Consider the following 25,921-nt stretch of genomic DNA (forward strand, 5'->3'; position numbering starts at 1 on the left):
AAGGAGCAACGACGTGATCCACCAGATCATCCTGGCCCACCCGAAGCCCGGCATGTCGGAGCGGGAGTTCCAGCGCTACTGGGTCGAGGAGCACGCGGTCCGGTACGCGGCCAGGATCCCGCAGATCAAGCGGTACTGCGTCGACACCCGCATCCCCCGGCCCGGCGACGAGGCGGACCCGCTGTGGAGCGGGGTCGCCGAGATCTGGCTGCGGAACGAGCAGGAGCAGCTGGCCTCGCTGCAGGCGCCGGAGTTCCTGGAGGGCGCCCGCCTGGACGAGCCCCGCTGGGCGGCGTTCTGGCGCACCGTGGTCCTGGACACCGACGCGCACGTGATCGTCCCCGGCGGCGGTGAGGCGCCCGCGACCAAGGTGATGATCCTGGCCAAGCGGCGCGAGGGCCTGCCGCTGGCGGAGTTCCGCGCCGAGAGCCTGACCCGGCACGCCCCGCTCGCCGAGAAGATCCCCGGCCTGCGCAGGTACGTCCAGAACCACACCCGGGACGCCTTCTACGGAGTGGGCGAGGCGGTGCTCGACGCCGCCTACCAGCTCTGGTTCGACGACGCGGCGGCCTTCGAGGCCGCCCGGGAGACCCCTGAGTACCGGGCGCTGCTCACCGACCTCGGCCGGTTCACCGAGCCCCGGTACGTCCACACACTCCTGCTGGCGGAGAACTGGATCCTCGGCCGCGAGGAAGCGGCATGACGGACATGGGCCTTCGCGACCGCCTCGACATCGTCGACGTGTGCACCCTGATGTGCTGGCACACCGACAAGCGCGAGTGGGAACAACTGCGTTCGGCGGTCTTCGCGGAGAAAGTGCTGGTCGACTACACCAGCCTGGACGGCGGGGATCCGGCCGAGCTCGCGGCGGACGAGCTGATCGCTTCTTGGCGCGCACTGCTGTCCGAACTCGCCTCCACGCAGCACCTGTTGACCAACCACCTGGTGCGGGCCGAGGGGGACGCCGCCGTCGCGACGGCGGACTTCCAGGCCACACACCTGCTCCCCAACGCGCTCGGCGGCCCGCTGTGGACGCTCGGCGGGCACTACCGGTTCACGCTGCGCCGCACGGCGGCGGGGTGGCGGATCGACGGACTGACGATGACCGCCGTGTGGGCCGATGGCAACCGGCAGATCTTGGACAGGCGCAGCCTGGAGAGGAAGAACTGATGAGCAGCACGCGGGAGATCGCCGCCGGCTGGTTCGACGCTCTCACGAGCGGCGACTTCGAGCGGGCACTGGGATACCTGGCGGACGACGTCGAGTGGATCAACTACGCGCCGGTGCCCGGCTACAACGACGCGATGCCCTGGATCGGCACCTGCCACGGCAAGGCCGCGGTGCGGGACAGCCTCAACGTCTTCACCGGCGTGGTCGAGGTCGGGACCGAGGAACTGGTGGAGCTGGTCGTCGACGGCGAGCAGGCGATAGGCGTGCTCCACGAGAAGTCCGCCGTCAAGCGGACGGGCCAGGTCTTCGAGATCGAGTTCATCCAGTGGCTGACCGTGCGCGACGGGAGGATCGTGCGGTGGAAGTCGTTCACCGACCCGTCCCAGATCCTGCGCGCCATCAAGGGGGCGGCGATTTGAGCGGCACCTTCACCACCGAGGCCGTCGCCTTCGACAGCGACGGCACCAACCTGGTCGGCACCCTGTACCGGCCCTCCCACCGCGGCCGCGGGCCCGCGGTCGTCGTCACCGGCTCCTGGACGACCGTCAAGGAGCAGATGGCCGCGGCCTACGCTCGGCGGATGGCCGAAGCGGGCTTCGTCGCGCTGACCTTCGACTTCGCCGGCTTCGGTGCGTCCGGCGGCGTGCCGCGCCAGCTGGAGTCGCCGGCCCGCAAGATCCGCGACATCCACAGCGCCGTCACCTTCCTCACCCACCACAGCCAGGTGGACCCGCGCCGGATCGGCGCCCTGGGTGTCTGTGCCAGCAGCGGGTACACCGCTGTGAACACGGCGAACGACCCCCGGGTGCGCAGTCTGGCGCTGATCGCGCCGTGGCTGCACGACGCCGCCCTGGTGCGCGACATCTACGGCGGTGCCGACGGTGTCCAGCAGAGGATGGAAGCGGGCCTCGAAGCCCGCAAACGGTACGAGCACGGCGAGCCCGTGGACTACGTGCCGGCCGTCAGCACGACCGACCCGGCGGCCGCCATGTTCGGGCCCTTCGACTACTACCTGGACGCGACGCGAGGGGCCGTCCCCGCCTGGGACAACCGGTTCGCGGTGATGTCCTGGCCGCAGTGGCTGACCTTCGACCCGCACCCCGCGGCGGCCAGGATCGAGGCACCCACGGTGATCGTGCACAGCCGGGACGGCGCCATCCCCCAGGGAGCCGAGAAGTTCCACGCCAATCTCGCCGGCGCCAAGCGCCTCGTCTGGACCACCGGCACCCAGTTCGACTTCTACGACCGCGAGCCGACGGTCGACGGGGCCGCCGCCGTCGCTGCCGGCCACTTCGCCGAGACCCTGGCCTAGCCCGTCGGTCACCGGGGTGGGGGGGGGGGGGGGGGGCCCCCCCCCCCCCCCCCCCCCCCAAAGCCCCCCCCCCCCCCCCCCCCCCCCCCCCCCCCCCCCCCCCCCCCCCCCCCCCCCCCCCCCCCCCCCCCCCCCCCCCCCCCCCCCCCCCCCCCCCCCCCCCTACCCCCCCCCCCCCCCCCCCCCCCCCCCCCCCCCCCGGGCCCGGAAGGAATCCCATGCCCACCTGCTCACACCTCGACCGGATCACCGCCGAGGCACCCGACCATGCTGCCCCGGCCGGCTGCCAGGAGTGCCTGGAGTCCGGCGCGATCTGGGTCCACCTGCGCCGATGCCTCACCTGCGGCCACATCGGCTGCTGCGACTCCTCCCGGAGCCGGCACGCGTCCCGCCACTACGAGGCCACCGGCCATCCGCTGATCGCCTCGCACCAGCCAGGTGAGAACTGGGGCTGGTGCTACCCCGAACGGCTCTTCCTGGACTTCGAGCGCGGCGAGGGGCCCGTATGAACGGGACATCGACCGACGAGACCCGCAAACCGGTGATCCTCGCGGTGGACGACGACCCGCAGGTGCTGCGCGCCGTCCGGCGCGACCTGCGGTCCGTCTACGCCGACCGCTACCGCGTCCTGGGCGCCGCGTCGGCGACGGAGGCCCTCCACGTCCTGGACGCCCTTGACGAGCGCGGCCACGATCCGGCGCTGTTCCTGGTCGACCAGAGGATGCCCGACATGACCGGCGTCGAGTTCCTTCAAGAGGCCGTCAGCCGCTTCCCCGACGCCAGGAGGGTGCTGCTCACCGCGTACGCCGAGACGGACGCCGCGATCACCGCGATCAACAAGGTGCGCCTCGACTACTACCTGATGAAACCCTGGGACCCTCCCACCGAGCGGCTCTTCCCCGTCCTCGACGACCTGCTCTCCGACTGGCTCGCCGCGTACCGGCCCGCCTATCGGGGCATCCGTGTCGTCGGCCGTCTGGTGTCGGCCGGCACGCACGCGGTGCGCGACTTCCTCACCCGCAACGGGAAGCCCTTCCGGTTCCTGAACGTGGAGACCGACCCGGAGGCCCGGCAACTGGTGGCGCAGCATCCCGGGGCGCTGCTGCCACTGGTCGTCTTTCCTGAGGGAGCCGTCCTCGCAGCCCCGGACAACGCCGAACTCGCCGACCGGCTGGGGCTCTCCACCACCGCGTCCCGGCCGCACTACGACACCGTCATCATCGGGGCGGGCCCGGCGGGTCTCGCGGCGGGCGTGTACGCCGCGTCGGAAGGGCTCTCCACGCTGATCCTTGACGCCGACTCGCCGGGCGGCCAGGCGGGCACCTCCAGCCTGATCGAGAACTACCTCGGATTCCCCGCCGGCCTTTCCGGAGGCGACCTCGCCCGCCGCGCCGTCAGCCAGGCGTCCCGGTTCGGCGCCGAGCTGCTGCACCCGGTGGAGGTGGTCGGGTTGCACCGGGCCGACCCCGCCCGGATCCTCACGCTGGCGGACGGCTCCGAGATCAGCGCCGAGACGGTGCTGGTCTCCACCGGGGTGTCGTACAACCGCCTGGACGTCCCGGGCGCGCGGCGCTTCGAGGGCGAGGGCCTGTACTACGGCGCCGCGATGACCGAGAGCAGCTCCTGCATCTCGCACCACGTCCACATCATCGGCGGGGCCAACTCGGCCGGCCAGGCCGCCGTACACTTCGCCAAATATGCGGCGAAGGTCACCGTACTGGTGCGCGGCGACTCGCTGGACGCCGGGATGTCGCAGTACCTCGTGGACGAGATCCACCGCACCCCGAACATCGAGGTGCGACTGAACACCCGGGTCCTCGCACTCGGCGGCAACCAGTGCCTGGAGCGCATCACGCTCGGCAACACCGCCACCGGAGCCGAGGCCGAGGAGGAGGCGAGGTTCGTCTTCACCTTCATCGGGGCGCGGCCCCGCACCGGCTGGCTCGGCGAGGCCGTGGACTGCGACGAGCACGGGTTCGTCCTCACCGGGCCCGATCTGCTGAACTCCGCCAGCCCGCCGACCTCCTGGCCCCTGGAACGCCACCCCCACCTGCTGGAGACCAGCATTCCCGGTGTCTTCGCGGCCGGGGACGTCCGCGCCCACTCCATCAAGCGCGTCGCCTCGGGAGTCGGCGAGGGCGCGATGGCCGTCGCCCTCATCCACCGCTACCGGGCATCGGCCTGACGCCCTGTCACCATTGGAGGATGCACACACCCATGACTCCGGGCGGCCTCCGCACCGCGCTCGTCACCGGCGCCAACCGCGGCATCGGCTTCGAGACCTGCCGCCTGCTCGCCGGGGCCGGACTGGACGTCGTCGTCGCCTCACGCGACCTCGACCGCGGCCGGGCCGCCGCGGAGCGTCTGGCCCGGGCCGGCCACCACGTCCGGGTCGAGCAGCTGGACGTCGCCGACGCGGCGAGCGTCCGGGAGTGCGCCGACCGGCTCGCCGCCGACGGCATCACTGTGGACGTCCTGGTCAACAACGCGGGCGTCTACCCGACCCAACCGTTCTTCTCGCTCAGCGAGGAGACGTTCGCCGAGTCTCTCCAGGTCAACCTCCTGGGCGCCTTCCGTACCTGCCGGGCCTTCGTGCCCGGCATGGTCGCCCGCGGCTACGGCAGGGTCGTGAACGTCTCCTCCGGCGCCGGAGCGGTCACCGACAACATCCCGTCGCCCCCGGCCTACGGCGTCGCCAAGGCCGCGCTCAACGCCCTCACGCTCGTGGTCTCGGCCGCCGTCCCCGCGTCGGTCAAGGTCAACGCGGCCTGCCCCGGCTGGGTCCGCACCGACATGGGCGGACCGGGGGCGCCGGTGGGTGTCGAGCAGGGCGCGGACACGGTCGTCTGGCTGGCGCAGCTCCCGGCGACCGGCCCCACCGGCGGCTTCTTCCGCAACCGCCGGCAGATCCCCTGGTGACCCGACGCGATGGGAGAAGATCCCTACGCCGGACCACTGCCGCACCCGAGATCGGCAAAGCCCGCACGCGCTCGGCACCGGCAACCCTGGCCCTGGGGGACTTTCGCAACCGGCACCGCCGGACTCGCCGTCGTCGGCGTGCTGGGCCTGATCGCCGACGACCTACGGATCTCGGTCAGCAGCAATCCTTGAGTCACCGGTATCGAGGTTGGTCCGCAAAGCCCACCGGGCCGGGCGAGTGCCCGAAAAGGCAGACCTCTCGACCTTGTCGTATGGATGCCGTAAGGAGTCGCGAGACGGAGGTTTCCGGGGTCTATCGTCCATCTTCGTCGAGACGAAATATGTCTCGAGCCTAGAAGAAAGACGATTCTGACATGAAACCCCTGTCCCGCCTGAAACGCGCCCTTGCCTGCGGGGTCGCCGCCTTCGCAATGCTCTCCGGCCTGACCGTGCAGGCCCAGGCTGCGCCGAACGCCCCCGTGGACAAGACCTGCGGAACCCCGGCCGTGCCGGGCGGCGGCAACTGCATGTCCTCGCTGATCAGCGCCGCTTTCGACACGATCAAGCTCATGCGCAACGCCGCCAACCTCAACAAGCTGGACAACGCCGAGTTCACCCAGAGCACCGCGTCGAAGTTGAGCGCGAAGTTCCCGGGATTCAACGTCATGGTGTTCAAGACCGTGGGCACCGACCTGTATGACACCGAGTGGTTCACGAACGAGCACAAGGCCGATATGAAGGGGGTGTTGCTCGACACCACCTACAAGCTCAACCATTTCCTGGACGCGGAGAAAAAGGAACCCTCCGGCTATGACAAGTTCCGGATCTGGGTCTTCCAGGGGGACTCGACCTTCCGCAACCGCGGCGACGGCGGCTACATGAACTGGGCGTTCGTCGGCAACGACGGCGACACCGTCAAAAAGGAGCCGTGGACCTGCCGGATGGGCACCGCGCGGCCCTACAAGTGCGACGGCGACGTGCGCACCATCCACTTCCCCGCGCGGTCCGGCTACGGCAGCAAGACCGGCAGCCTGACCCCCGACTCCAGCAGCCCCGGCTACCACGCATGCCTGGACGTCAGCGGTAACGGCACCGCGAACGGTACCCCCGTGCAGATGTGGGAGTGCAACGGCGGCGACGCGCAGAAGTGGACCTACAACGGTTACAAACTCCGGGCGGCCAACGGCAAGTGCCTGGACCTGGCGGACAACAACGCAGCGAACGGGGCCAAGCTCCAGGTCTGGGACTGCCTGGAGATCCCCGGTCAGCGCTGGAACATGTCGGCCAGCGGCGGTTTCCGGCACGTGACGGACCAGGACGACCGGTCCAAGGACGTCTGCATCGACGACTTCAGCGGCCGGACCGCCAACGGCAGCACCGTCGCAGCCTGGGCTTGCGGGTCCGAGGACAACCGGGACGCGCCCAACCAGAACTGGGCCTGGGGCGGCACCCCGCCGACCACCACCCCGACCACGCCTGCCAACGGCGCCGATGTGTACCTGAAGCTCTCCAACGGGCTGGGCGCCGTCCCGCTCAGCGGCTCCGCCGGCGCGTCGGTCGTCCCCGGGATCCGGGGTGGCAGCGAATCCAAGTGGAAGGTCGCCTCAGTGGGCGGCGGCCGCTACCGGATCACCAGCTCCTACGGGCTGGAACTCACCGAGAACAGCAACTACATGGCCGAACTCCAGCCGTGGAGCAACTCCTCCAAGCAGAAGTGGGAGCTTGTCAGCGTCGGCAACGGCAAGTACCAGATCCGGATCTCCGACGACGACTGCCTCACCCACGACGCCGACTTCAAGCAGCTCGGTGTGTGGACGTGCAAGCAGGGCTGGCAGCAGGAGTGGATCCTGGAGTCCAAGTCCGGCGGCGTGATCACCCCGGCCGAACCGGGCACTCCGACGAAGCCGAAGCCCCCGACGGACCCGAAGCCCGGAGGCGGTTCCGGCATCCCGACCGAGCGGCCGCTGTTCCTGAAGCTCTCCAACGGGCTGGGCGCGTCGGCACCCACCGAGACCGCGAGCTGGGGTTCGCCGATCGTGGGCGGGATCCTCGGGTACAAGGGGTCCCGCTGGACGATCAAACCGCTGGGCGGGGATCGCTACCGGATCGTCAACGACCTCGGGTTCAACCTCACCGAGAACCCTGACACCTATGTCGCCGAGCAGCAGGCCTGGGGCGACACCTCCAACCAGAAGTGGGAGTTCGTCAGCGTCGGCAACGGCAAGTACCAGATCCGGATCTCCGACGACGACTGCCTCACCCACGACGCCGACTTCAAGCAGCTCGGCGTGTGGAGCTGTGAGGGCGGTTGGAAGCAGGAGTGGTCCTTCCAGCTCCTCTGATCGGCAAACCCTGGCAACACTCGCCCGCACATGAGGCCGAGGACGCCCGCTCCTCATACCGGCCGGAGTCAGGGCGTTGGGCGCCAGCCGTACGGCTTGCGCCCAACGCCATTCTCAGCGGGCGGTTCACGAGTCTTTGACCGGTTTTTTTGCTATCGCCTGATGGTGTGGGCGCGGGCGGAGTTCGCCGGATGCCGCTGTGGCTTTGGTGGTCACGCACCGCTGCCACTGCTGCCGACATCGACCTGGCAGGCGTACCTGCGTCGCACGCCTACCGGCGATTGCGCCATGAGATCGGTATCGTCCGCCCCGAGGCACCATGCCTGCAGCAGACCAGCCCGCGCGGAGGAGGACCACCATGGCCGATCGCGGTCCCGCACCCCGGCCGCCGGCGGCCCGCCGGCCGAGCACCCAGGACACGACCCGCCTCGCGCTGGTGATCGGCGCTCTCGGCGTGGTCTTCGGTGACATCGGGACCAGCCCCATCTACACCCTCCAGACCGTGTTCAACCCGAGCGACCCGCACCCCGTCCCGGTCAGCACAGAGAACGTGTACGGGGTGGTGTCGCTCGTGTTCTGGTCGGTGGTGATCATCGTCCTTGTCACCTACGTGCTGCTGGCGATGCGCGCCGACAACGACGGCGAGGGCGGCATCATGGCGCTGATCACCCTGTTGCGACGGTCGGGCTCGCAACGGGGCCGCCGGACCACCGTCGTGCTGGCCGCGCTGGGCATCTTCGGCGCCTCGCTCTTCTTCGGCGACAGCATGATCACCCCGGCGATCTCGGTGCTGTCCGCCATGGAGGGGCTGAAGGTCGTCGACTCCTCGTTGGAGGAAGCCGTCGTGCCGGGCACCGCAGCGATCATCGTGCTGCTGTTCCTGGTACAGCGCAGAGGAACCGCGGCGGTCGGCCGGGTGTTCGGACCGGTGATGATCGCCTGGTTCGTGGCCATCGGAGCATGCGGCGTGGCCGGCATCGCCGACCATCCGGAGATCCTCAAGGCTCTGTCACCAAGCTATGCCGCCGGCTTCCTGTTCGGCCATTTCGGCACCGCGTTCTTCGCCCTGGCCGCGGTCGTGCTCGCGGTCACCGGCGCCGAGGCGCTCTACGCCGACATGGGACACTTCGGCCGTCGGTCGATCACCCGCGGCTGGCTGTTCCTCGTCTTCCCCGCATGTGTGCTGAGCTACCTCGGCCAGGGCGCGCTGATCCTCGACGATCCGGGCAACATCAGCAGCCCGTTCTTCCTGCTGGTCCCCGACTGGGGACGGCTGCCGATGGTCGTGCTGGCCACAGCGGCAACGGTGATCGCCTCCCAGGCGGTGATCACCGGGGCGTACTCGGTCGCCTCCCAGGCCGCCCAGCTCGGCTACCTGCCGAGGCTGCGCATCGCGTACACCTCCGAGTCCACCATGGGCCAGATCTACGTCCCCTGGATCAACTGGCTGCTGATGGTCTCGGTCCTCACCCTGGTCTTCGCCTTCCGCAGCTCCACCGCGCTGGCCTTCGCGTTCGGCATGGCGGTCACCGGAACCATCACCATCACCACCCTGCTGTTCTTCTACGTCGCCCGCGCGAGGTGGGGCACCCCGGTGTGGCTGATCGCCGTCGGCGCAACCGTCCTGCTCTCCGTGGACCTGCTCTTCGTGGCGGCCAACGCGACCAAGCTCCTCCACGGCGCGTGGCTACCGCTGCTGATCGGACTCACCGCATTCACCGTCATGACCACCTGGCAGCACGGCCGCGAAATCGTCACCGCGGAGCGCGCACGACACGAAGGCCCGCTGCGCGAGTTCGTCGACCACCTCCACACCGGGGAGGTGCGCGCGCTCCGGGTCGCCGGCACGGCCGTCTTCCTCAACCGCGGCAAGCAGACCGCGCCCCTGGCCCTGCGCGCCAACGTCGAACACAACCACGTCCGCCACGACCAGGTCGTGATCCTGTCCATCGAGACCGAACCCGTGCCCCGCGTCCCGGCCGACCGGCGCATCCTCGTCGACGACCTCGGCTACGCCGAGGACGGGATCATCCACGTCACCGCCCGGTTCGGCTACATGGAAACACCGGACGTACCCGGCACCCTGGCAACGCTCACCCCGGCCGAGACCGAGGGACAGCTGCAACTCGACCAGGCCTCCTACTTCCTGTCGAAGATCGAGCTCCGCCGCGGGAAGACACCCACCATGGCACCCTGGCGCAAGCGGCTGTTCATCGCCACCTCCTACATCACGGCCGACGCCGCCGAATACTTCGGCCTCCCCCGCGACCGCACGATCATCATGGGGTCCCACATCGAGGTATAGGCGCGCCATCCTGCAAGTCACCGCGACCACAGCAAGGCGCGCCGCATCTGTTCCGGTCCGCCCGGATTCGCACCCATCGCCGGGCAACGTGCGATGGCCCGGCCCGAAGCCATGAAGTTCACTGCGCCGGGACGAGCGAGGCTGTAACGACGGAGGCCGCCGCCCCGGGCAGGGGTGACGGCCTCCGGTGCCGCGGTGCTCGGCTTGATGCCAGGTGTCACCGAGTGCACGCGGTACCTGGCCCACGTGGGACGGCCCGACGGGTTGCGGCGGCGGGATGGGGAGGTCAGTAGGCGCAGGTGGTGTTGCCGCCGAGGCTGGTGGTGACGCTGGCGAAGCCCTTGCCGAGGATGTCCTCGCAGCGGGCGGCGGCGGTGCCGTTGCCGAGCTGGTACGGCGCGCGGCGCTGCGCGCCGCTCAGTCGGGGTGATTGCCCAAGGCCGACGGCTCGGCTGCCGCGTCCGCGCGCCTCTGCAGGAGTTCGCGGTGGCGCTTCGCCGGCAGGTAGGCGGCCAGGCTGCCGACCGCGAAGAGCCCGAGGAGTAGGGCTCCAGCGGGGCGGGCGTCCGCGATGAGCACCGCCAGCACCGTGAAGAGCGCAGCGAGGAGCAGCAGGAGGGCCGGGTCGTTCTGGGCACGGATCCGGTCCGCGGAGGGTCCGGGCATCCGGTCGGGGGCGGGGCGGAGCGGGGTGTGACCCTGGGGCCAGCCCGGTGGTGTCCACGCCCACGGAGTGCCGGCTCCTGCGGCGCAGGTCCACGGCACCGGGGAGTGAACGCCGGGGGTCAGGTTGGGCCTGCGCATCCAGGCGCCCCGGGCGCGCGCGGCCGGGTCCTGGTCGACGACGGCCAGGAGTTCCGTGTTCGGCCCGGCGCGGCGCTCGCTCGCTATCCGGTAGCCGTAGAGTCGGCAGACCCAGCGGGCTTCGGCGTCGGTGGCGCGGAACAGGTGGGGCCGCAGAGTCACGGCAATCCGGCCGTCGAGTTGCTCGGCGAGTTCGGTCAGGTTCACGGCCTGCGCTTCCGGCTCGATCGGTCAGGCGGCCGGGTCCGGCCGGCCTGCGTCGAGTGCGGTCGAGGCGTCGGTGACCGCTCGGTCCACCTCGTCGGTCCGCCAGTGCCACCGGTTCAGCGCCACACGGAGCGCGTTCCCCGTGGCGAACCCCTCGAGGGCGGCCACTGCGGCAGTACCGGACCGCTCACCGAGCGCTCGGGCCTCGGCGTTCTGGTCCGCGATCTCTCTCAGCACGGCCCTGACCGACGTGGGGCTCCCGCCAGAGCCGGTCTTGCCCTCGTTCTTCGGCGAACCACTCACCGCTGATCATTCCCCCTGGGTCGGCAATTCGCTCAAACTAGCTATCGGAGAGCCGAGTTAACAACTCGTCAACCGCTCCGAACGCCTTTCCTGACGGCTTCCTGACGCCCTCGGTAAGAGCTTGATAAAATACGATCACGGTGTGCCGGGAAGCCTGGTCGGCCGGGGGACGGACCGCGGCAGTCGGCCGCGGCGCCCCCGTGAGCGAAGTCCGGGGTTTCCGCAGATGCGCGCGGTGGGCACGGTTCTCCTTCTTGTGGTGCTGGCGACGGCGGTGGCCACCGGTGCCCGCCGATGGCGGGTGCCCGCGCCGTCCCTGCTCGTCCTGGCCGGGCTCGCGGTCGCCCTGATACCCGGGGCGCCGGCCCTGCACATCGCGCCGGAGACCATCGGCCTGGTCGTCCTGCCACCGCTGCTCTACGCCTCCGCCGAGGAGTTGTCGCTGCGCGACCTTCGCGCGGTTTGGCGTCCGGTGACGGTGCTCGCCTTCGGCCTGGTGCTGGCCTCCGCCGCCACCGTCGGCCTGCTCGCCGCCGCGCTGACGCCGCTGCCCGGGTCCATGGCGTTCGTTCTCGGCGCGGTGCTGGCCAGCACCGACCCGGTCGCGGTGACGGCTCTCGGCCGGCGGCTCGCACTACCCGGGCGGGTGCAGGTCCTCGTCCAAGCGGAGAGCCTGTTCAACGACGCGACCTCGCTCGTGTTGTTCCGGGTCGCGGTGACCATCGCGGTGGCCACCGGCGCGGTCGGCTGGCAGTCGGCCGGGGGCCAGTTCCTGCTGCTCGCGGGCGGTGGCTGTGCGATCGGCGCGGCGGTGGCCGGCGCCGTCGCGCTGATCCGCCGCCGCACCACCGACCCGGTGCTGGAGACCGTGATCGCGCTGGTCACTCCATACGGTGCCTACGTCCTCGCCGAGTCCGCGCACACCTCCGGGGTCACCGCCGTGGTGGTGGCCGGAGTGCTTCTCGGTCACTCGGGGCACCGGCTCAGCGACGCCCGGATCAGGCTCCAGCTGCACGCCGTCTATGCGGTGGTGATCTTCCTGCTGGAGAGCGTGGTGTTCAGCATCATCGGGCTCGAACTGCCCACCCTGGTCAAGGAGCTGCCCGGCGGCAGCGGGCTTTGGCCACTACAGGCGCTCGCCCTGGCCGCGGTGCTGATCGGGCTGCGAGTGGTCTGGATGCTGCCGCTGTCGGCGGCGGTCAAACCGACCGGGGGCCGGCCGTCCTGGCGGGTGGCGAGTGTGGTCGCCTGGGCCGGCACCCGGGGTGTGATGCCACTGGCTGCCGCCCTCTCCATCCCGCTGGCCGCCGATGACGGACAGCGACTGGACGGGCGCCCACTGGTCCTGGTGCTGACCACGGCCGTGGTCGTCTTCACCCTGGTCGTGCAGGGGCTGAGCCTGGCCCCGTTGGTCACCCGGTCCGGGCTGGCCCTGGCACCGGAGCACACGGCGCGCGAGGAAGCGCAGGCCCGGGCCGCCAGCGCCCGCGCCGGACTGTCCCACCTGGACCAGCTCACCGACCTGGAGTCCGTCCCCGACCACGTCCTGGACCGGGTCCGCCGGGGCCTGGAGGCCCGCCTGCGGCACGCCGACGAGCCGGACGACTCGGCTGGTGCCGACGTCCTGGCCTCCTACCGGGAGGTCCGCCGCGAGGTCATCGCCGTGCAGAGCGAGGAGCTGCACCGCCTCTACGACGACCACCGGATCAGCGACACCACCCTCCGGCAGCTCCAGCGCGACCTCGGCCTGGAGGAAACCGGCCTCGGCGGGCGGTGAAGGCGGCGGCCGACGATCCCGGGGAGTCCCGCGCGGCGGCCGGTCCGAGGCGCTCGTGCACCCGCCGTGGAACCTTGACGCAGGGGTAACGTCACGCCCGGTCGGCGACGGCGATACTGACAGGGCCGCGAGCGGTGGATCCGGTGGACGGCACGGCCCGAGGACGGGAGGAACCGTGGGAACGACGACCGGGATCACGGCCGCGCTGGCGGTGTTCGCGGGTCTGGGCGGCCTCGTCGCCTACCTGGCCGGACTGGCCGGACTGCGCGACCTCCGGCGGCTGCGCCAGGTCGGCGTCCCGGTGCGGGCACTGGTACGCGAGCGCATCCCCGGGCCGGAGGACCGCTCGGCCGCCTCCCGCCCGCTGCTGCAGTTCACCACCGAGGACGGCCGCGTGGTCGAGGTCTTCTCACCGGTGCCGGCGAGCCGGCGAGCACCCCTCGTCGACGGCTCGTACGTCGCCATCCGCTACGACCCGGCGGACCCCCGCCAGGTCCTCGTCGCGGGTTGCGAGCGCCGCCGGCTGGAGTACGCCTTCCTGGGGCTGGGCGTCGTCATGGCGCTCGCCGCACTCACCCTGGTGCTCCTGGGCGGGTGAGTTCACTTCGGCCTCAACCGGAAGCGGGCATGAGCATTCCCTACAACACCCTGACGCCGACGGGCCTTGTCGCCGACCTGGCCGCCTTGCCAGGGTGGAGAGCTCCAACGACCGAGGCTCCGAGGGGAATTCCGTGATTTCTCGCATCACTTCCCGACTCTCCGCAGCGGTGGCCTGCGCCGCGACGGCTGCCGCACTCCTCGCCACGGGCGCCGGATCCGCAGGCGCCGCCACCGCTGCCGCGCAGCCGCAGGAGGCGAACGGCGGCGGATTCCACTCCGTGCCGGCAGGCCAGGGGATCGCCGACGAGAGCGCCGCTGCAGCCGCCAGGGCGGCCGAGGTCCACCTCCGTACGCCGGGAAACACCCTGTGCACCGGCACCTGGACGCACGCCGTCTCCACGGTGCAGTTCCAGCGGTCCCCCGGCGGCACGCTGGCCTGGAGCTTCCACCTGTCAAACGCATCGAAGTCCACCCTGGGAGCGACGGTCACGGTGACGATGCCGTACGCCTACGTCAACGGCCGGGCCATCAACCCGCCGTACGGCCCGCACCCCGAGCCGAACTGGTACAACTTCCACGGCAGCCTCAACAGCTACCAGTTCATCGGCGGCGGGGGCGGCACCATCCAGACCGGTAACAAGGTCACCTTCTACTGGTTCCTCAAGGGTTCGAACCCGAACACCGCGGCCGACCGGTACATCACCTGCCAGGTCCCGACACCCGGCAGTGCCTGAGAGCACGGGGGACGGAGCGATGAGCGCGAACGGCACCACCGGCGGCGGGCAGCGCCTCCGAATCCTGGACGGCCACCACGAGCTGACCGTTCACACCCTGACGAGGACCACGGAGGGGTTCACCGTCACCTATTCCGTCACCCCACCCCTTCCGGGTGATCTTCGCCCGGTCGCCCCCGACGCACCGCCGTTGTTCCTCTGGCTGGAGGCCGTCGACGACCGCGGCCGCCACTACCTCGACTACGGCGGCGCCCACGGGCTCAGCCCCGACGGCCTGCGGACCGACGGCACCATCTCCGGACGACCCGCCGTGCCGCCGGAGGCCGGCGCGCTGACGGTCCGGCTGGTCTTCCTGCGCGGCGCGACCGAGCAGGCCTACGAGATCGCCTTCCCGCTGCTGCCGCCCCGCTGAGCTGCGGCCCCGGCCGGATTCAGGTCAGCGCCGTCCCGAACGGGTCCGCACCGGACGGGACCGGCTGCCCCTCGGCGGTCGGCACGTCCGGAGTACGGAAGCGGACGCTGCGCAGGAAGGCGACCAGCAGTGGCGCGTAACCGTCCGCCCAGTGGTCCGCGTCCGGGGTGGTCAGTTCGGCGATCAGGACGCCCGGCAGCGGCGGGGGCAGCGGGACGTGGGCCTTGGCGGAGAGCAGCGGAACGTTCTGCTCGCCGGTGAGCTGCCAGCCCGAGGTCTGCTCCAGGGAGACGACCACCGGACCGGCCGGGGCTTCGAAGCCGCGCACCAGCCGGTGCGGTCCGTGCCCGTCGGCAGGGGCCGGCACAGGGGCGAGCATCTCCATCAGGGCGGCGGCCACCGCCTCCTGCGGCGCGTCACCTGCCGTCTCCAGCTGCGTGACGGTCAGCGTCGCCAGGGACAGCCGCCCGTCGACGGTGCCGACACAGGCGCCCGACCAGATCGCGTCGAGCTCGTTCAACGCAGCCGAGCCTGCCAGGTAGAGGTCGGTCAGCGCTCTGCGCCGGTCGGCGCCAAGCTCACCGGCCTGCTCGCCGAGCAAGCCCAGCACCAGCTCGTATGCCTCCTCCGGGTCGTCGGTGGCATGGAACTCCTCGAAGACCTCGGGGACTTCGAACTCCACGCTGCCGGTGGCCGGGTTCACCGCGTCTCCCCTCGGTCGTTCTGCTCACCAGCACGGGGTGCGGGAGGCGGCCCGGGCGGCGGGACCGTCCCGCCCTCCGGGTAGATCGGACGGCGCCCGCCGGCTCGCTCCAGCAGCCGGTCCCGGTAGCGGGCGTACGGCCGGACGCCAACCAGGCAGGACACCGCGAGCACGGCAAGGAGCCCGCCGGCCACCGGGACCGACCAGATCAGGGCGCATGCGGCGACACCGAGCGCGATGCCCAGACCGAGCAGCGCCCGCGGGCTGTACCGCGCCTCGATCTCCTCCACTGACGGCATCGGCATCCGGTCCGGCGCGGGCCGTACCGGGCCGAGGCCCGGCGGCCAGCCCGGCGGTGTCCACACCATCGGACCCCCGGGCTGCGGCGGGCCCCACGGCACGGGCGCGGGCGCGCCGGGGCGCAGGTCCGGGCGGCGCATCCAGTCAGCCCGGGTGGCCGCCCTCGGGTCCGGGTCGACTACCGCCCGCACCCGGGCGCTCCCGAAGCGGTCGGAGAACTGCTTGAAGCCCTCCAGGCGGTAGCCGTAGAGCCAGCACAGCCAGCGCATCTCCGCCTCTCCGAAGGAGAACAGGTTGACGGGCTGATCGACGCTCGGCCGACCGTCGAGCAGCAGAGCCGCCCGGCTCATGTCCACAGTTTCAACTCCCCTTTCCTGCGGCGGCCTTGTCCTTCTGTGAGCCGTCCTTCCAGGCGTTCTCCAGGCCGACGATCAGCGGCCCTCCGGGGACCAGCAGCTCTCCCCATTGCCGGCCGCCACGCGGGAGGAATTGCTGCAGGCCGGCGGCGTCCTTGGACCAGCCGTCCAGGGTGATCCCGGTACCGCCCAGGCTGACACCGTTGCCGACCGCCTCGCGGGCGAACAGGGAGGTGGCCAGCTTTCCGGTCTTGCCCACCGTGCCGATGACCGGGATGACGCCCATGACGTCCACCGCGAGGCTCAACGGCGGCACGTCCGCACCGGCGGCCTTGGCGATGCCGTGCGCGCCCAGTGCCGCGCCGGAAAGCCCCATCGACACCGCACCGAGGCCGGCTGCGGCCACCTCCAGCGGCGGGAAGAACACGCCGGCCGCCGCCACGCCGACGGCGGCGAGGCCGACCAGCGTGCTCGCGTTGGAGAGCAGGTCGCCGACCGCGGCAATCGCGTTGGCATGATCCTTCGCCCACTTCGCGGCGTCCTTGGCCAGCTGGATGTGGGCCGCCGCGAGCTGCTTCACCCCGTCCATGAGCTTGGCGAACCAGCCGGGCCCGTCCGGAGCCGCGTCGCCGGCCTTGGCGACTGCCCGCGCGGCCTCCTGCGCCACCCGGTCGTGCTCGGCACGCAGCTCCTCCGCCTGGGCGATGACCACGTCCAGTTCGGCGTCGGCGGTCTTCAGCCGCGCCTCGGCCGCCCGCAGCTTCGCGGTCGCCTCCTGGGCCTTCTGCCCGTCGTCGAACCAGAGGCCGCCGAGCTTGAGGTCCGGGTCGTCCGCCGCCTTCTTCCGCTTCGCCTTGGCGGCCTTGGCGCGGGCCTCCTGGTCGTCGGCCTTGCGCTGCATGGCCGCCAGCTGCTCCCGCCACCCGGCCATCGTGGCCGAGGCCGACGAGAAGGAGGCGTGCGCCGTGTCCAACTGCCCGGGCAGCTTGGCGATCCGGGCCGAGAACGCGTCCGCCGCCTCTCCCTGCCACGCCTGACCGTTCCGCGAGGCCCGCTGGACGCTGCCGCGGGCATCGTTCAGCTCCTTGGCGGCCAGTTTGAGGTCCTTCACCAGGGTGTCGACACCGCTCAGACTGCCGGGCACGGGGTCGGACCCCAGGGCCTCGAAGCCGTCCCGCTCGACCTTCGGCCCCCACCCAGGGAAACCCGGCCCCGACATCAGGCGGCCGCCTTCGGGGTCAGTGCGCCCTTGATCGCCCCGTCGGTCTCCCGGTACGCCTTCGCCGTGGCGTCCAGGCCCTCACCGATGGCGTGCAGCGTCTCGTTCAGCTGCTTCAACCCGTACTTCCACTCACCGCCGAAGTGCCCGCACGCCCCGTCCAGCGCGAGGTGGCCGGCCAGCTGCGGCGAGGCCTTGTCGAGCGCGTGCATCGCCCCGGCCATGCTGCCGGTCGCCTCCCGCAACTCCTTCGACACCTGCCCGAGCTCACTCGCGTCGACCCGGAAGTTGTCCGCCACTGCTCCCCCATGTACCCCGCACGAATGATCATCGGCACGCTAGCGGCCAACTCTCCTACCAGGTAACCGCGTTGACGGATTCCTGATGCGGCCCGAACGCGTTCCCAACAGGCCGGTCAGGCGAACTCCCGCAGCCTGGGTCGGACACCGAGGGCGACGAGGGCGAGCGCCGCTGCCAGTGCGGCTCCGCCGGCGGCGGCCGTCACGGTGTCGAGGTCGTCGTCGGTAGCGGCGACCGCGGCGTCGAGCGCACGCTGGTTGATCGCCTGGACGTCGTCGAGGGCCGTACTGAGGAGGCCGAAGTCGGCGTTGGACTGGCCGGCGGCGAGGCCGGTGTTGAAGGTGACGGCCTCCTTGAGGCGCCCCTGTGCGTTCATTTCGCGGATCCTGCGGTCGTCCCGCTGGTAGGCCTGGAACGCCGTCAGCACCCGCTCGGCCGCATCCTGCTCGCCGGCGAAAGTGATGTTCCGCAGCTCGTCGCCGAGGAACCCGCCGAAGCCGGTGGTGGCGTGGTCGGCCCGGTGCGTGTCCGCCAAGGCGGCGAGCTTTGCGTTGTAGGTGCCGAGGGCGGCGCCGTCGACCCGGGCGAAGGCCTGGGTCTTGTCGAAGAAGCTCTGCTCGTACGCGGCCGCCCGGGCCGAGTCGGTGAGGTAACGGCTCTCGTCGGCGTTCAGATCGTACGCCACCGCGCGGGCCCGGCTGAGGGCGATCACCGAGTCGTAGGAGTTGCTCTTGGCGACGACCAACTGGTGCTCCGCCCGGGAGGCGAGGGCCAGTCCGGTGATCAGCCCGGAGAGGGCCAGCAGGGTGGTCACGGCCAGCGGCACGTTCACCAGTCGGTGGAAGCGCACCGTCAGGACGCGCTGGAGGGCTCCGAGGCCGGCGAGCGCGAGCAGACCGGTGGCCAGGATCCACCACCAGCCGGTGCCGATATCTCCCCGCTGGGCCGCGTAGATCCGTTCCACGGTGGCCGAGTTGGCTGCCGTGACCTCGTCCACGGCGGGCAGCAGGCGCTGCCGCAGCAGGTCGGTCGCCTCCCGGTACGCCGCGAGCGCCTCCGCCGACGGCTTGCCGGCGGGCGCGTGGGCCTGCTCCTCCAACAGCTGGGCCCGGGCCACCCGGCTCTCGTAGCGGCCGAGTTCACCGATGACGGTCTGCACGGCCCGCTGCCCGGCCGGATCGCCGGCCACCGCCTCGGCGACGCGCTGAAGGTCGGTGTCGGCCTGGGCGCGGCGCTGTTCGTAGGTCTCCAGGGTCTGCTTGCGCAGCGCTGTGAAGTCCGGATCCGCGCCGAAGAGCAGCAGGTTGGCGGCCTGGGCGTCCATGTCGTTGAGCGCGAAGTACAGGTCCGCGGAGCGCACCACCTGGGGTGCGGCCTGATGGCCAATGGTGTCGGTGCCGTCGCGGGCCCCGGTCAGGACGGTGGCACTCACCGCTCCGGCGGTGAGCAGCGCCGCCAGGCAGAGGCCGGTGAGGCCGCGCACCAGGCGCGGGGTGTGCCACCACGACCGGCGGAGCCAGCCACGGGAGGCCCCCGCACGAGGTCTCCAGTGACGGGGGGCACGCGGCGCGGGTATCGGATCGAACGGATCTGTGCCCGCCACCCCCGGCGAGCCCGCCCCCACGACGATCGATCTGCCCGACGTACCCGTTGGCATCGCCGCGCGCCCCCCTCCCCTGTTTTTCACTGGCCGCCGAAACGGCCCCGAAGGAAACCGCCGGGGCTGGGATTCGGCACGATCCGCCGCTCAGTCGTTGACTCTGGCGGCGAACCGTTTCCTCACCGCTGACGCTATGCCCGCCCGATGCCGTGATCGGAGCACCCTGACGCCTCCTTGACGGCCCGCCCCGCGATCTTGACGAACCATTGGCGCCGCAGGTCAGGGCTGAAAGCGGTAGCCGATTCCAGGCTCGGTGATCAGATGGCGCGGCCGGCCCGGGTCGGCTTCGAGCTTGCGGCGCATGGCGGACAGATAGACCCGCAGATAGTTGCCGTTGCCCTCCGCCTCCGGTCCCCAGACCTCGGCCAGGATCTGCCGCCCGGGCACCAACCGGCCTGGATTGGCCATCAGCAGAGCGAGGATCTTCCACTCCGTGGGCGTGAGCCGCACCGTTCCGTCCGGCCCGGTCACCGTGGCCGCGGCGAGATCGACCTCGTACGGGCCGATCCGCGGCGGCGGTGCGGGAACCGACGTCACCGGCCGGCGCAGGATGGCCCTCAGTCGGGCGAAGAGCTCGTCCATGACGAACGGTTTGGTGACATAGTCGTCCGCCCCCGCGTCGAGCGCCCGGATCTTCTCCTCGGTGTCGGCCCGCCCGGACAGCACGATGATCGGAACGTCCAACGTGGAGCGCACACCCCGGATGACGTCCACCCCGTCGAGGTCGGGCAGCCCGAGATCCAGCACCAGCGCCTCGGGGGGCGCCTGGCCGACCGAGTCCAGCGCCTCCTGGCCGGTACCCGCGGTCAGGACCGAGTAGTGGCGCGCCTGGAGACTGATCCGCAGCGCGCGCAGCAGCGCCGGCTCGTCGTCGACCACCAGGATGTGGCTCATCGGTCCGCGTTCCTCTCCACGTGGTCCGTCCCGGCCTCGGGCGCCGGAACCGTCATGGTGTCCCTGTCGAGGGCCGCCTCGTCCGGGGCGGCGGGCAGGGTCAGGAGCATGGTGGTGCCGCCTCCGGGGGTGTCCTCCACCTCCAAGCTGCCGCCCATGGCCTCGGCGAGGCCGCGGGAGAGCGCGAGGCCCAGGCCGACGCCGGTGGTGTTGTCGGTGTCGCCGAGGCGTTGGAAGGGCAGGAAGACGCGGTCGCGGTCCTCGGGGGCGATCCCGGGACCGCGGTCGATCACCCGGACCTCGACCCGCTCGGCGTGGTGGCTGGCGGCGACCAGCACGGGCGCGCCGGGGGCATTGTGCCGCAGCGCGTTGGCAATGACGTTGGCCAGCACGCGCTCCAGCAGCGGCGGGTCGACCAGCACCGCTGGCACCGTGTCCAGGTCGAGCGGCTGAACCGGGGCGTACGGGTCCGGGAGCGAGTCCACCGCGCGCGGCAGGATCTCTTCCAGATGTGTGGGCGCCAGGTGGAGGGTGAGGGCGCCGGCCTGGAGACGGCTCATGTCGAGCAGGTTGTCCACCAGCCGGGTGAGCTTGACCAGGGACTCGTCCGCCATGGCGAGCAGCTCGGCCTGGTCCTGATCCGAAAACTCCACATCTGGACTGCGCAGCGAGCCGATGGAGGCGAGGGCGGCGGCCAGCGGGGTGCGCAGGTCGTGGCTGACGGCGGCGAGCAGGGCGGTGCGCATCCGGTCGGCGGCCTTGATCGGCTCGACCTCGGCGGCGACCACGGCGAGCCGGTCGCGTTCCAGCGCGGCGGCGACATGCGCGGCGAAGGCGGTGAGCACACGCTGGTCGGCGGCGGGCAGCCGGCGGCCGGTGAGCACGAGGAGGGCGCTCTCCCCGACCGGGGCCTCGGTCACCTCCCGGTCCGCGCCGCTGCTGTCCCCGCTACCTTGGCCGGCGCCGGTGTCGGCTTCCGCATCGCTGAAGGCGATGGTCCGGCCGGTAGCACGGTCGAGGAGGGCGACGGAGTCCATTCCGAAGGCCGTCCGGGACTTCTCCAGCAGGGCGGGCAGCGCGTCGGCGCCGCGCAGCACGCTGCCGGCGAGGGTGGAGAGGGTCTCGGCCTCGGCGGTGGCCCGGGCGGCCCGGGTGGTGAGCCGGCTCGCGTGGTCGACCACGGTGGAGACGGTCAGGGCCACGGCGGCGAAAACGATCAGCGCGACGAGGTTGTTGGTCTCGCCGATGGTGAGATTGTGGACGGGCGGGATGAAGAAGTAGTTCAGCAGCAGCGAGGCGATCACGGAAGCCAGCAGGGCCGAGGTCGCTCCTCCGAGCAACGCCACGGCCACCACGCCGAGCTGGAAGATCAGCGCGTCCGTCGTCAGGTTCAGCTGGGAATGGAACGGAGACAGCAACGCGGTCAGCAGCGCGGGAACCACCAGCCCTGACGCGAACCCGGCGATGGTGCGGCGCTTGGAGTGGCGGCGGCCGAGCGAGGGCAGCCGGCCGCGGCCGGTGAACTCGTGGGTGACCATGTGGACATCGATGTCCTCGGAGGCGTCCACGGTGGTCTGCCCGTTGCCTGGGCCGGTGAGGAAGCGGGTGAGGCGGCCCCGGCGACTGGTGCCCAGCACCAGCTGCGTGGCGTCATGTGCCCGGGCGAACGCCAGCAACGCGGTCGGGATGTCGTCCCCGACCACCACGTGGTAGCTGCCGCCCAACGCCTCGACCAGCTGCCGCTGCTGAGCAAGGGCCCCCGACGACGCCCCTGCCAGCCCGTCGCTGCGGGTCACATGCACCGCGAGCAGATCACCACCCGCCGTCCGGTCCGCGATCCGGGCGGCGCGGCGGATCAGCGTCTCGCCTTCCGGGCCGCCGGTGAGGGCGACCACGACCCGCTCGCGGGTCTCCCAGACCCGGTCGATGTTGTGGCTGGCCCGGTAGTCGCGCAGCCCCTCGTCGACCCGCCCGGCCACCCAGAGCAGGGCGAGCTCGCGCAGGGCCGTGAGGTTGCCGACCCGGAAGTAGTTGGAGAGCGCGGCGTCCACCTTCTCCGCCCTGTAGACGTTGCCGTGGGCCATCCGGCGGCGCAGCGCCTGGGGGGCCATGTCAACCAGCTCGATCTGCTCGGCCCGGCGGACCACCTCGTCCGGGACGGTCTCGCGCTGGGGAATGCCGGTGATCTTCTGGACGACGTCGTTCAACGACTCCAGGTGCTGGACGTTGACGGTGGTGATCACGTCGATCCCGGCGTCCAGCAGTTCGTCGATGTCCTGCCAGCGCTTCGCGTGCCGGCCGCCGGGGATGTTGGTGTGGGCCAGTTCGTCCACCAGCGCCACCGAGGGACGCCGGGCGATCAGGGCGTCCAGGTCCATCTCCTCGAACTCGGCTTCCCGATAGGTCCGCCTGATTCTCGGCAGCACCTCAAGCCCGTCCACCAGTCCTTCGGTGAATCTCCGCCCGTGACACTCGATGTATCCGACCACCACCTCCGCGCCCCGCTCCTGTCTGCGGTGGGCCTCGTCCAGCATCCGGTAGGTCTTGCCGACACCGGGGGCGGAACCGAGGTACACCCTCAGCCGGCCACGGCGGTGCGTGGTGCCGGGGGTGAGGTCGCGAGCCATGGGCGCTGCTCTTTCGTCTGAGGGGGCCGATCGGAGGTACACGCATATGGGCGACCGACCCGGGCACGGGAGAGGTTCTCCTGTGCCCGGGTCGGTCCCGGTTACTCGGTTGTACGGCGCGAGGTCACTTCTGCTCGCTGAGCGCCTTGTTGAGCAGGACGACGTTGACGCCCTCCTGGCCGAGGAAGCCGAGCGAGGGGCCCTCGGTGTACTTCTCGACGAGCTTGTTCAGCTGCTCGGGCGAGACGTTCCCGCGGGCCTTGGCAACCCGGGCGACCTGCTCCTTGGCGTAGGCGACCGAGATGTGCGGGTCGAGGCTGGAGCCGGAGGCGGTGACCGCGTCGACGGGGACGCTCGCCGGGTCGACGCCGTCGAACGCGGCGACGGCCTGGCGGCGGTCCTCGACCGTCTTGGTGAGGTCCTCGCTGTTCGGGCCCAGGTTGGAGGCGCCGGAGACCTTCCCGTCGTACTTGTTGGCCGACGGGCGGGGCTGGAACCACTTCGGGTCCGGCTTGGCCTCCTCGTTCTCGTCGTCCGGGTTCTGCTTGGGCAGGTCGTAGTTCTGGCCCAGCAGGCTGGAGCCGATCTCCTTGCCGTCGGCGGTCTTCACGATCGAGCCGTTGGCCTTCCCGCTGAAGGCGGCCTGGCCGATGCCGGTGACCAGCAGCGGGTAGGCGATGCCGAGGATCACCGTCATCACCAGCAGCATCCGCAGCGCGGTGAAGTGCGTGCGCACGGTGGTGGGCAGGGGCTTGGACATCTGGGGTTCTCCTCTCTCAGCTCAGACCGGGGATGAACTGGACGACGAGGTCGATCAGCTTGATCCCGACGAAGGGGACGACCAGGCCGCCGAAGCCGTAGACCCCGATGTTGCGGCGCAACAGCGAACTGGCGTCGGACGGGCGGTACTTGACGCCGCGCAGGGCGAGCGGGATGAGGCCGACGATGACCAGGGCGTTGAAGATGATCGCCGAGGTGATGGCGGACTGGGGGCTGTGCAGGCCCATGACGTTGAGCTTGTCCAGGCCCGGGTAGACCGCCGCGAACATCGCCGGGATGATCGCGAAGTACTTCGCGACGTCGTTGGCGATCGAGAAGGTCGTGAGCGCGCCGCGGGTGATCAGGAGCTGCTTGCCGATCTCGACGATCTCGATCAGCTTGGTGGGGTTGGAGTCCAGGTCGACCATGTTGCCGGCCTCCTTGGCCGCCATGGTCCCGGTGTTCATCGCGACACCGACGTCGGCCTGGGCGAGGGCGGGGGCGTCGTTGGTGCCGTCACCCGTCATCGCGACCAGCTTGCCGCCGGACTGCTCCTTCTTGATCAGGGCCATCTTGTCCTCGGGGGTGGCCTCGGCGAGGAAGTCGTCCACGCCCGCCTCCTCCGCGATCGCCTTGGCGGTCAGCGGGTTGTCGCCCGTGATCATGATGGTCTTGATGCCCATGCGGCGCAGCTCGTCGAACCGCTCCCGCATGCCCTCCTTGACCACGTCCTTGAGGTAGATCACGCCGAGGGCCTTGGGCGCCGCACTGCCGATCCGCGAAGCGACGAGCAGCGGGGTGCCACCGGCGGCGGAGATTCCGTCGACCAGCTCGGCGATGTCCTTGCCGACCGTGCCGCCGTTCTCGGTGACCCAGTTGGTCACCGAACCGGCCGCGCCCTTGCGCACCGAGTGGACACCGTCGGCCTCGTCGAGGTCGACGCCGGACATCCGGGTCTGCGCGGTGAACGGCACCCAGGTGGCGTGCGTCAACTCGCCCTGCGCACGCGCCCGCAGACCGTACTCCGTCTTGGCGAGGACGACGATCGAGCGGCCCTCCGGCGTCTCGTCCGCGAGGGACGACAGCTGCGCCGCATCCGCGAGGTCACCGATGCTCACACCCTTGGCCGGCTGGAACTCGGCGGCCTGGCGGTTGCCGAGGGTGATGGTGCCGGTCTTGTCGAGCAGCAGGGTGTTGACGTCGCCGGCCGCCTCGACCGCGCGGCCGGACATCGCCAGCACGTTGCGCTGCACCAGGCGGTCCATGCCGGCGATGCCGATCGCCGAGAGCAGCGCACCGATCGTGGTCGGGATGAGCGCCACGATCAGGGCGACCAGCACGATCATCGACTGCGGGGCGCCCGCGAAGGTCGCCATCGGCTGCAGCGTCACGACCGCGACCAGGAAGACGATGGTCAGCGAGGCCAGCAGGATGTTCAGCGCGATCTCGTTCGGCGTCTTCTGCCGGGCCGCGCCCTCGACCAGCGCGATCATCCGGTCGATGAACGACTTGCCCGGCTCCGAGGCGATCTTCACCACGATCCGGTCCGAGAGCACCTTCGTGCCGCCGGTCACCGCGCTGCGGTCACCACCCGACTCGCGGATCACCGGAGCCGACTCACCGGTGATCGCCGACTCGTCGACGGACGCGACGCCCTCGACGACGTCACCGTCGCCCGGGATGATCTGCCCGGCCTCGACCACCACGTGGTCGCCCAGCCGCAGCGCGGTCCCGGAGACCTCCTCCTCCGCCTGACTCCTCGGCCAGTCGAGCAGCCGGCGGGCCATGGTGTCGGTCTTGGTCTTGCGCAGCGTGTCCGCCTGCGCCTTGCCGCGGCCCTCGGCGACGGCCTCGGCCAGGTTGGCGAAGACGGTGGTCAGCCAGAGCCAGACGGTGATCGACCAGGCGAACACCGACGGGTTCGCAATCGCCGAGACGGTGGTGACCACCGAGCCGACCTCGACCACGAACATCACCGGATTCTTGACCATCACCCGGGGGTCGAGCTTCTTCACCGCGTCCGGGAGGGAGGTCACGATCATCTTGGGATCGAGAAGCCCGCCGGAGACTCTGTGGGGCACCGTGCTCTCGGCCTTGTCAGCCGGAGCGGGAGTGAGGGTGGGGGACGACATCAGGAGAGACCTTCCGCGATCGGCCCGAGGGCCAGGGCCGGGAAGTAGGTGAGGCCGACGACGATCAGGACGACGCCCGACAGCAG

Annotated in this window: 25 protein-coding genes; 13 read left to right on the forward strand and 12 right to left on the reverse strand. The window is 71.0% G+C overall.

What is annotated here, in order from left to right; all coding sequences use genetic code 11:
* The first annotated feature begins 13 nt into the window (after nucleotides 1-13).
* From ACZ5WK_RS32190 to ACZ5WK_RS32230, 9 genes are all read left to right on the forward strand, one after another.
* Entirely contained in the window at nucleotides 14-703 is a 690-nt protein-coding gene (locus tag ACZ5WK_RS32190; protein WP_465552729.1) for an EthD domain-containing protein, read from the forward strand.
* Nucleotides 700-1,170 carry a nuclear transport factor 2 family protein gene (locus tag ACZ5WK_RS32195; RefSeq protein WP_465552731.1) on the forward strand — a complete coding sequence of 157 codons (471 nt, stop codon included), beginning with the start codon at nucleotides 700-702 and terminating at the stop codon, nucleotides 1,168-1,170. Before ACZ5WK_RS32190 ends, ACZ5WK_RS32195 begins: the two co-directional genes overlap by 4 nt.
* Nucleotides 1,170-1,589, forward strand: a complete 420-nt coding sequence (locus ACZ5WK_RS32200; protein WP_465552733.1) for a nuclear transport factor 2 family protein — start codon at nucleotides 1,170-1,172, stop codon at nucleotides 1,587-1,589. Before ACZ5WK_RS32195 ends, ACZ5WK_RS32200 begins: the two co-directional genes overlap by 1 nt.
* Complete coding sequence (locus tag ACZ5WK_RS32205) at nucleotides 1,586-2,482, forward strand: alpha/beta hydrolase (RefSeq protein ID WP_465552735.1); 897 nt, start codon at nucleotides 1,586-1,588, stop codon at nucleotides 2,480-2,482. The genes ACZ5WK_RS32200 and ACZ5WK_RS32205 overlap by 4 nt, the downstream gene beginning before the upstream one ends.
* 218 nt (nucleotides 2,483-2,700) lie before the next feature.
* Nucleotides 2,701-2,991, forward strand: a complete 291-nt coding sequence (locus tag ACZ5WK_RS32210) for a UBP-type zinc finger domain-containing protein (protein ID WP_465552737.1) — start codon at nucleotides 2,701-2,703, stop codon at nucleotides 2,989-2,991.
* Entirely contained in the window at nucleotides 2,988-4,667 is a 1,680-nt protein-coding gene (locus ACZ5WK_RS32215; RefSeq protein WP_465552739.1) for an FAD-dependent oxidoreductase, read from the forward strand. Before ACZ5WK_RS32210 ends, ACZ5WK_RS32215 begins: the two co-directional genes overlap by 4 nt.
* Nucleotides 4,668-4,687: 20 nt before the next feature.
* Entirely contained in the window at nucleotides 4,688-5,401 is a 714-nt protein-coding gene (locus ACZ5WK_RS32220) for an SDR family NAD(P)-dependent oxidoreductase (protein ID WP_465552741.1), read from the forward strand.
* A gap of 374 nt (nucleotides 5,402-5,775) precedes the next feature.
* Nucleotides 5,776-7,743 carry an RICIN domain-containing protein gene (locus ACZ5WK_RS32225; RefSeq protein ID WP_465552743.1) on the forward strand — a complete coding sequence of 656 codons (1,968 nt, stop codon included), beginning with the start codon at nucleotides 5,776-5,778 and terminating at the stop codon, nucleotides 7,741-7,743.
* A 358-nt stretch (nucleotides 7,744-8,101) separates the two neighbouring features.
* Nucleotides 8,102-10,048 carry a potassium transporter Kup gene (locus ACZ5WK_RS32230; RefSeq protein ID WP_465552745.1) on the forward strand — a complete coding sequence of 649 codons (1,947 nt, stop codon included), beginning with the start codon at nucleotides 8,102-8,104 and terminating at the stop codon, nucleotides 10,046-10,048.
* A gap of 417 nt (nucleotides 10,049-10,465) precedes the next feature.
* Here ACZ5WK_RS32230 and ACZ5WK_RS32235 read toward each other — a convergent pair whose 3' ends face one another.
* Both ACZ5WK_RS32235 and ACZ5WK_RS32240 read right to left on the reverse strand, forming a co-directional pair.
* Nucleotides 10,466-11,059, reverse strand: coding sequence for a hypothetical protein (locus tag ACZ5WK_RS32235; protein WP_465552747.1), 594 nt, complete (start codon nucleotides 11,057-11,059; stop codon nucleotides 10,466-10,468).
* Between the two features lie 24 nt (nucleotides 11,060-11,083).
* The gene (locus ACZ5WK_RS32240; protein WP_465552749.1) at nucleotides 11,084-11,362 is read right to left on the reverse strand and encodes a hypothetical protein; all 279 of its coding nucleotides are present in this window, start codon (nucleotides 11,360-11,362) and stop codon (nucleotides 11,084-11,086) included.
* A 226-nt stretch (nucleotides 11,363-11,588) separates the two neighbouring features.
* On the opposite strand from ACZ5WK_RS32240, the gene ACZ5WK_RS32245 reads away from it, so the two are divergent.
* The 4 genes from ACZ5WK_RS32245 (at nucleotide 11,589) to ACZ5WK_RS32260 (ending at nucleotide 14,885) form a co-directional block, all read left to right on the forward strand.
* Nucleotides 11,589-13,139 carry a Na+/H+ antiporter gene (locus tag ACZ5WK_RS32245; protein ID WP_465552751.1) on the forward strand — a complete coding sequence of 517 codons (1,551 nt, stop codon included), beginning with the start codon at nucleotides 11,589-11,591 and terminating at the stop codon, nucleotides 13,137-13,139.
* A 175-nt stretch (nucleotides 13,140-13,314) separates the two neighbouring features.
* Nucleotides 13,315-13,737 (forward strand): DUF3592 domain-containing protein, encoded by a 423-nt coding sequence (locus tag ACZ5WK_RS32250; protein ID WP_465552753.1) that lies wholly within the window; start codon nucleotides 13,315-13,317, stop codon nucleotides 13,735-13,737.
* 133 nt (nucleotides 13,738-13,870) lie between these two features.
* Entirely contained in the window at nucleotides 13,871-14,473 is a 603-nt protein-coding gene (locus ACZ5WK_RS32255; protein WP_465552755.1) for a hypothetical protein, read from the forward strand.
* A gap of 19 nt (nucleotides 14,474-14,492) precedes the next feature.
* Entirely contained in the window at nucleotides 14,493-14,885 is a 393-nt protein-coding gene (locus tag ACZ5WK_RS32260; RefSeq protein ID WP_465552757.1) for a hypothetical protein, read from the forward strand.
* A 19-nt stretch (nucleotides 14,886-14,904) separates the two neighbouring features.
* Here ACZ5WK_RS32260 and ACZ5WK_RS32265 read toward each other — a convergent pair whose 3' ends face one another.
* The 10 genes from ACZ5WK_RS32265 to ACZ5WK_RS32310 all read right to left on the reverse strand — a co-directional run.
* Entirely contained in the window at nucleotides 14,905-15,588 is a 684-nt protein-coding gene (locus tag ACZ5WK_RS32265) for a hypothetical protein (protein WP_465552759.1), read from the reverse strand.
* Nucleotides 15,585-16,238 (reverse strand): hypothetical protein, encoded by a 654-nt coding sequence (locus tag ACZ5WK_RS32270; protein WP_465552761.1) that lies wholly within the window; start codon nucleotides 16,236-16,238, stop codon nucleotides 15,585-15,587. The genes ACZ5WK_RS32265 and ACZ5WK_RS32270 overlap by 4 nt, the downstream gene beginning before the upstream one ends.
* A 10-nt stretch (nucleotides 16,239-16,248) precedes the next feature.
* Entirely contained in the window at nucleotides 16,249-17,388 is a 1,140-nt protein-coding gene (locus ACZ5WK_RS32275) for a putative T7SS-secreted protein (protein WP_465552763.1), read from the reverse strand.
* Nucleotides 17,389-17,462: 74 nt separating this feature from the next.
* Entirely contained in the window at nucleotides 17,463-17,762 is a 300-nt protein-coding gene (locus ACZ5WK_RS32280) for a WXG100 family type VII secretion target (RefSeq protein ID WP_465552765.1), read from the reverse strand.
* Nucleotides 17,763-17,878: 116 nt separating this feature from the next.
* Nucleotides 17,879-19,246: a hypothetical protein gene (locus ACZ5WK_RS32285; RefSeq protein WP_465552767.1), complete on the reverse strand. Its 1,368-nt coding sequence runs from the start codon at nucleotides 19,244-19,246 to the stop codon at nucleotides 17,879-17,881.
* Nucleotides 19,247-19,642: 396 nt separating this feature from the next.
* Nucleotides 19,643-20,317 carry a response regulator gene (locus tag ACZ5WK_RS32290; RefSeq protein WP_465552769.1) on the reverse strand — a complete coding sequence of 225 codons (675 nt, stop codon included), beginning with the start codon at nucleotides 20,315-20,317 and terminating at the stop codon, nucleotides 19,643-19,645.
* Nucleotides 20,314-22,944 (reverse strand): ATP-binding protein, encoded by a 2,631-nt coding sequence (locus ACZ5WK_RS32295; protein ID WP_465552771.1) that lies wholly within the window; start codon nucleotides 22,942-22,944, stop codon nucleotides 20,314-20,316. The genes ACZ5WK_RS32290 and ACZ5WK_RS32295 overlap by 4 nt, the downstream gene beginning before the upstream one ends.
* 124 nt (nucleotides 22,945-23,068) lie before the next feature.
* Entirely contained in the window at nucleotides 23,069-23,704 is a 636-nt protein-coding gene (gene kdpC / locus ACZ5WK_RS32300) for a potassium-transporting ATPase subunit KdpC (RefSeq protein ID WP_465552773.1), read from the reverse strand.
* 16 nt (nucleotides 23,705-23,720) lie between these two features.
* A complete protein-coding gene (gene kdpB / locus ACZ5WK_RS32305) occupies nucleotides 23,721-25,835 on the reverse strand; it encodes a potassium-transporting ATPase subunit KdpB (RefSeq protein ID WP_465552775.1) in 2,115 nt (704 codons plus the stop codon).
* Nucleotides 25,835-25,921: potassium-transporting ATPase subunit KdpA (locus ACZ5WK_RS32310; RefSeq protein WP_465552777.1), on the reverse strand; the 87-nt coding region annotated here is incomplete at its 5' end. The genes ACZ5WK_RS32310 and kdpB, both read right to left, overlap by 1 nt.

The sequence above is a fragment of the Kitasatospora sp. NPDC032757 genome (genome assembly GCF_055579305.1).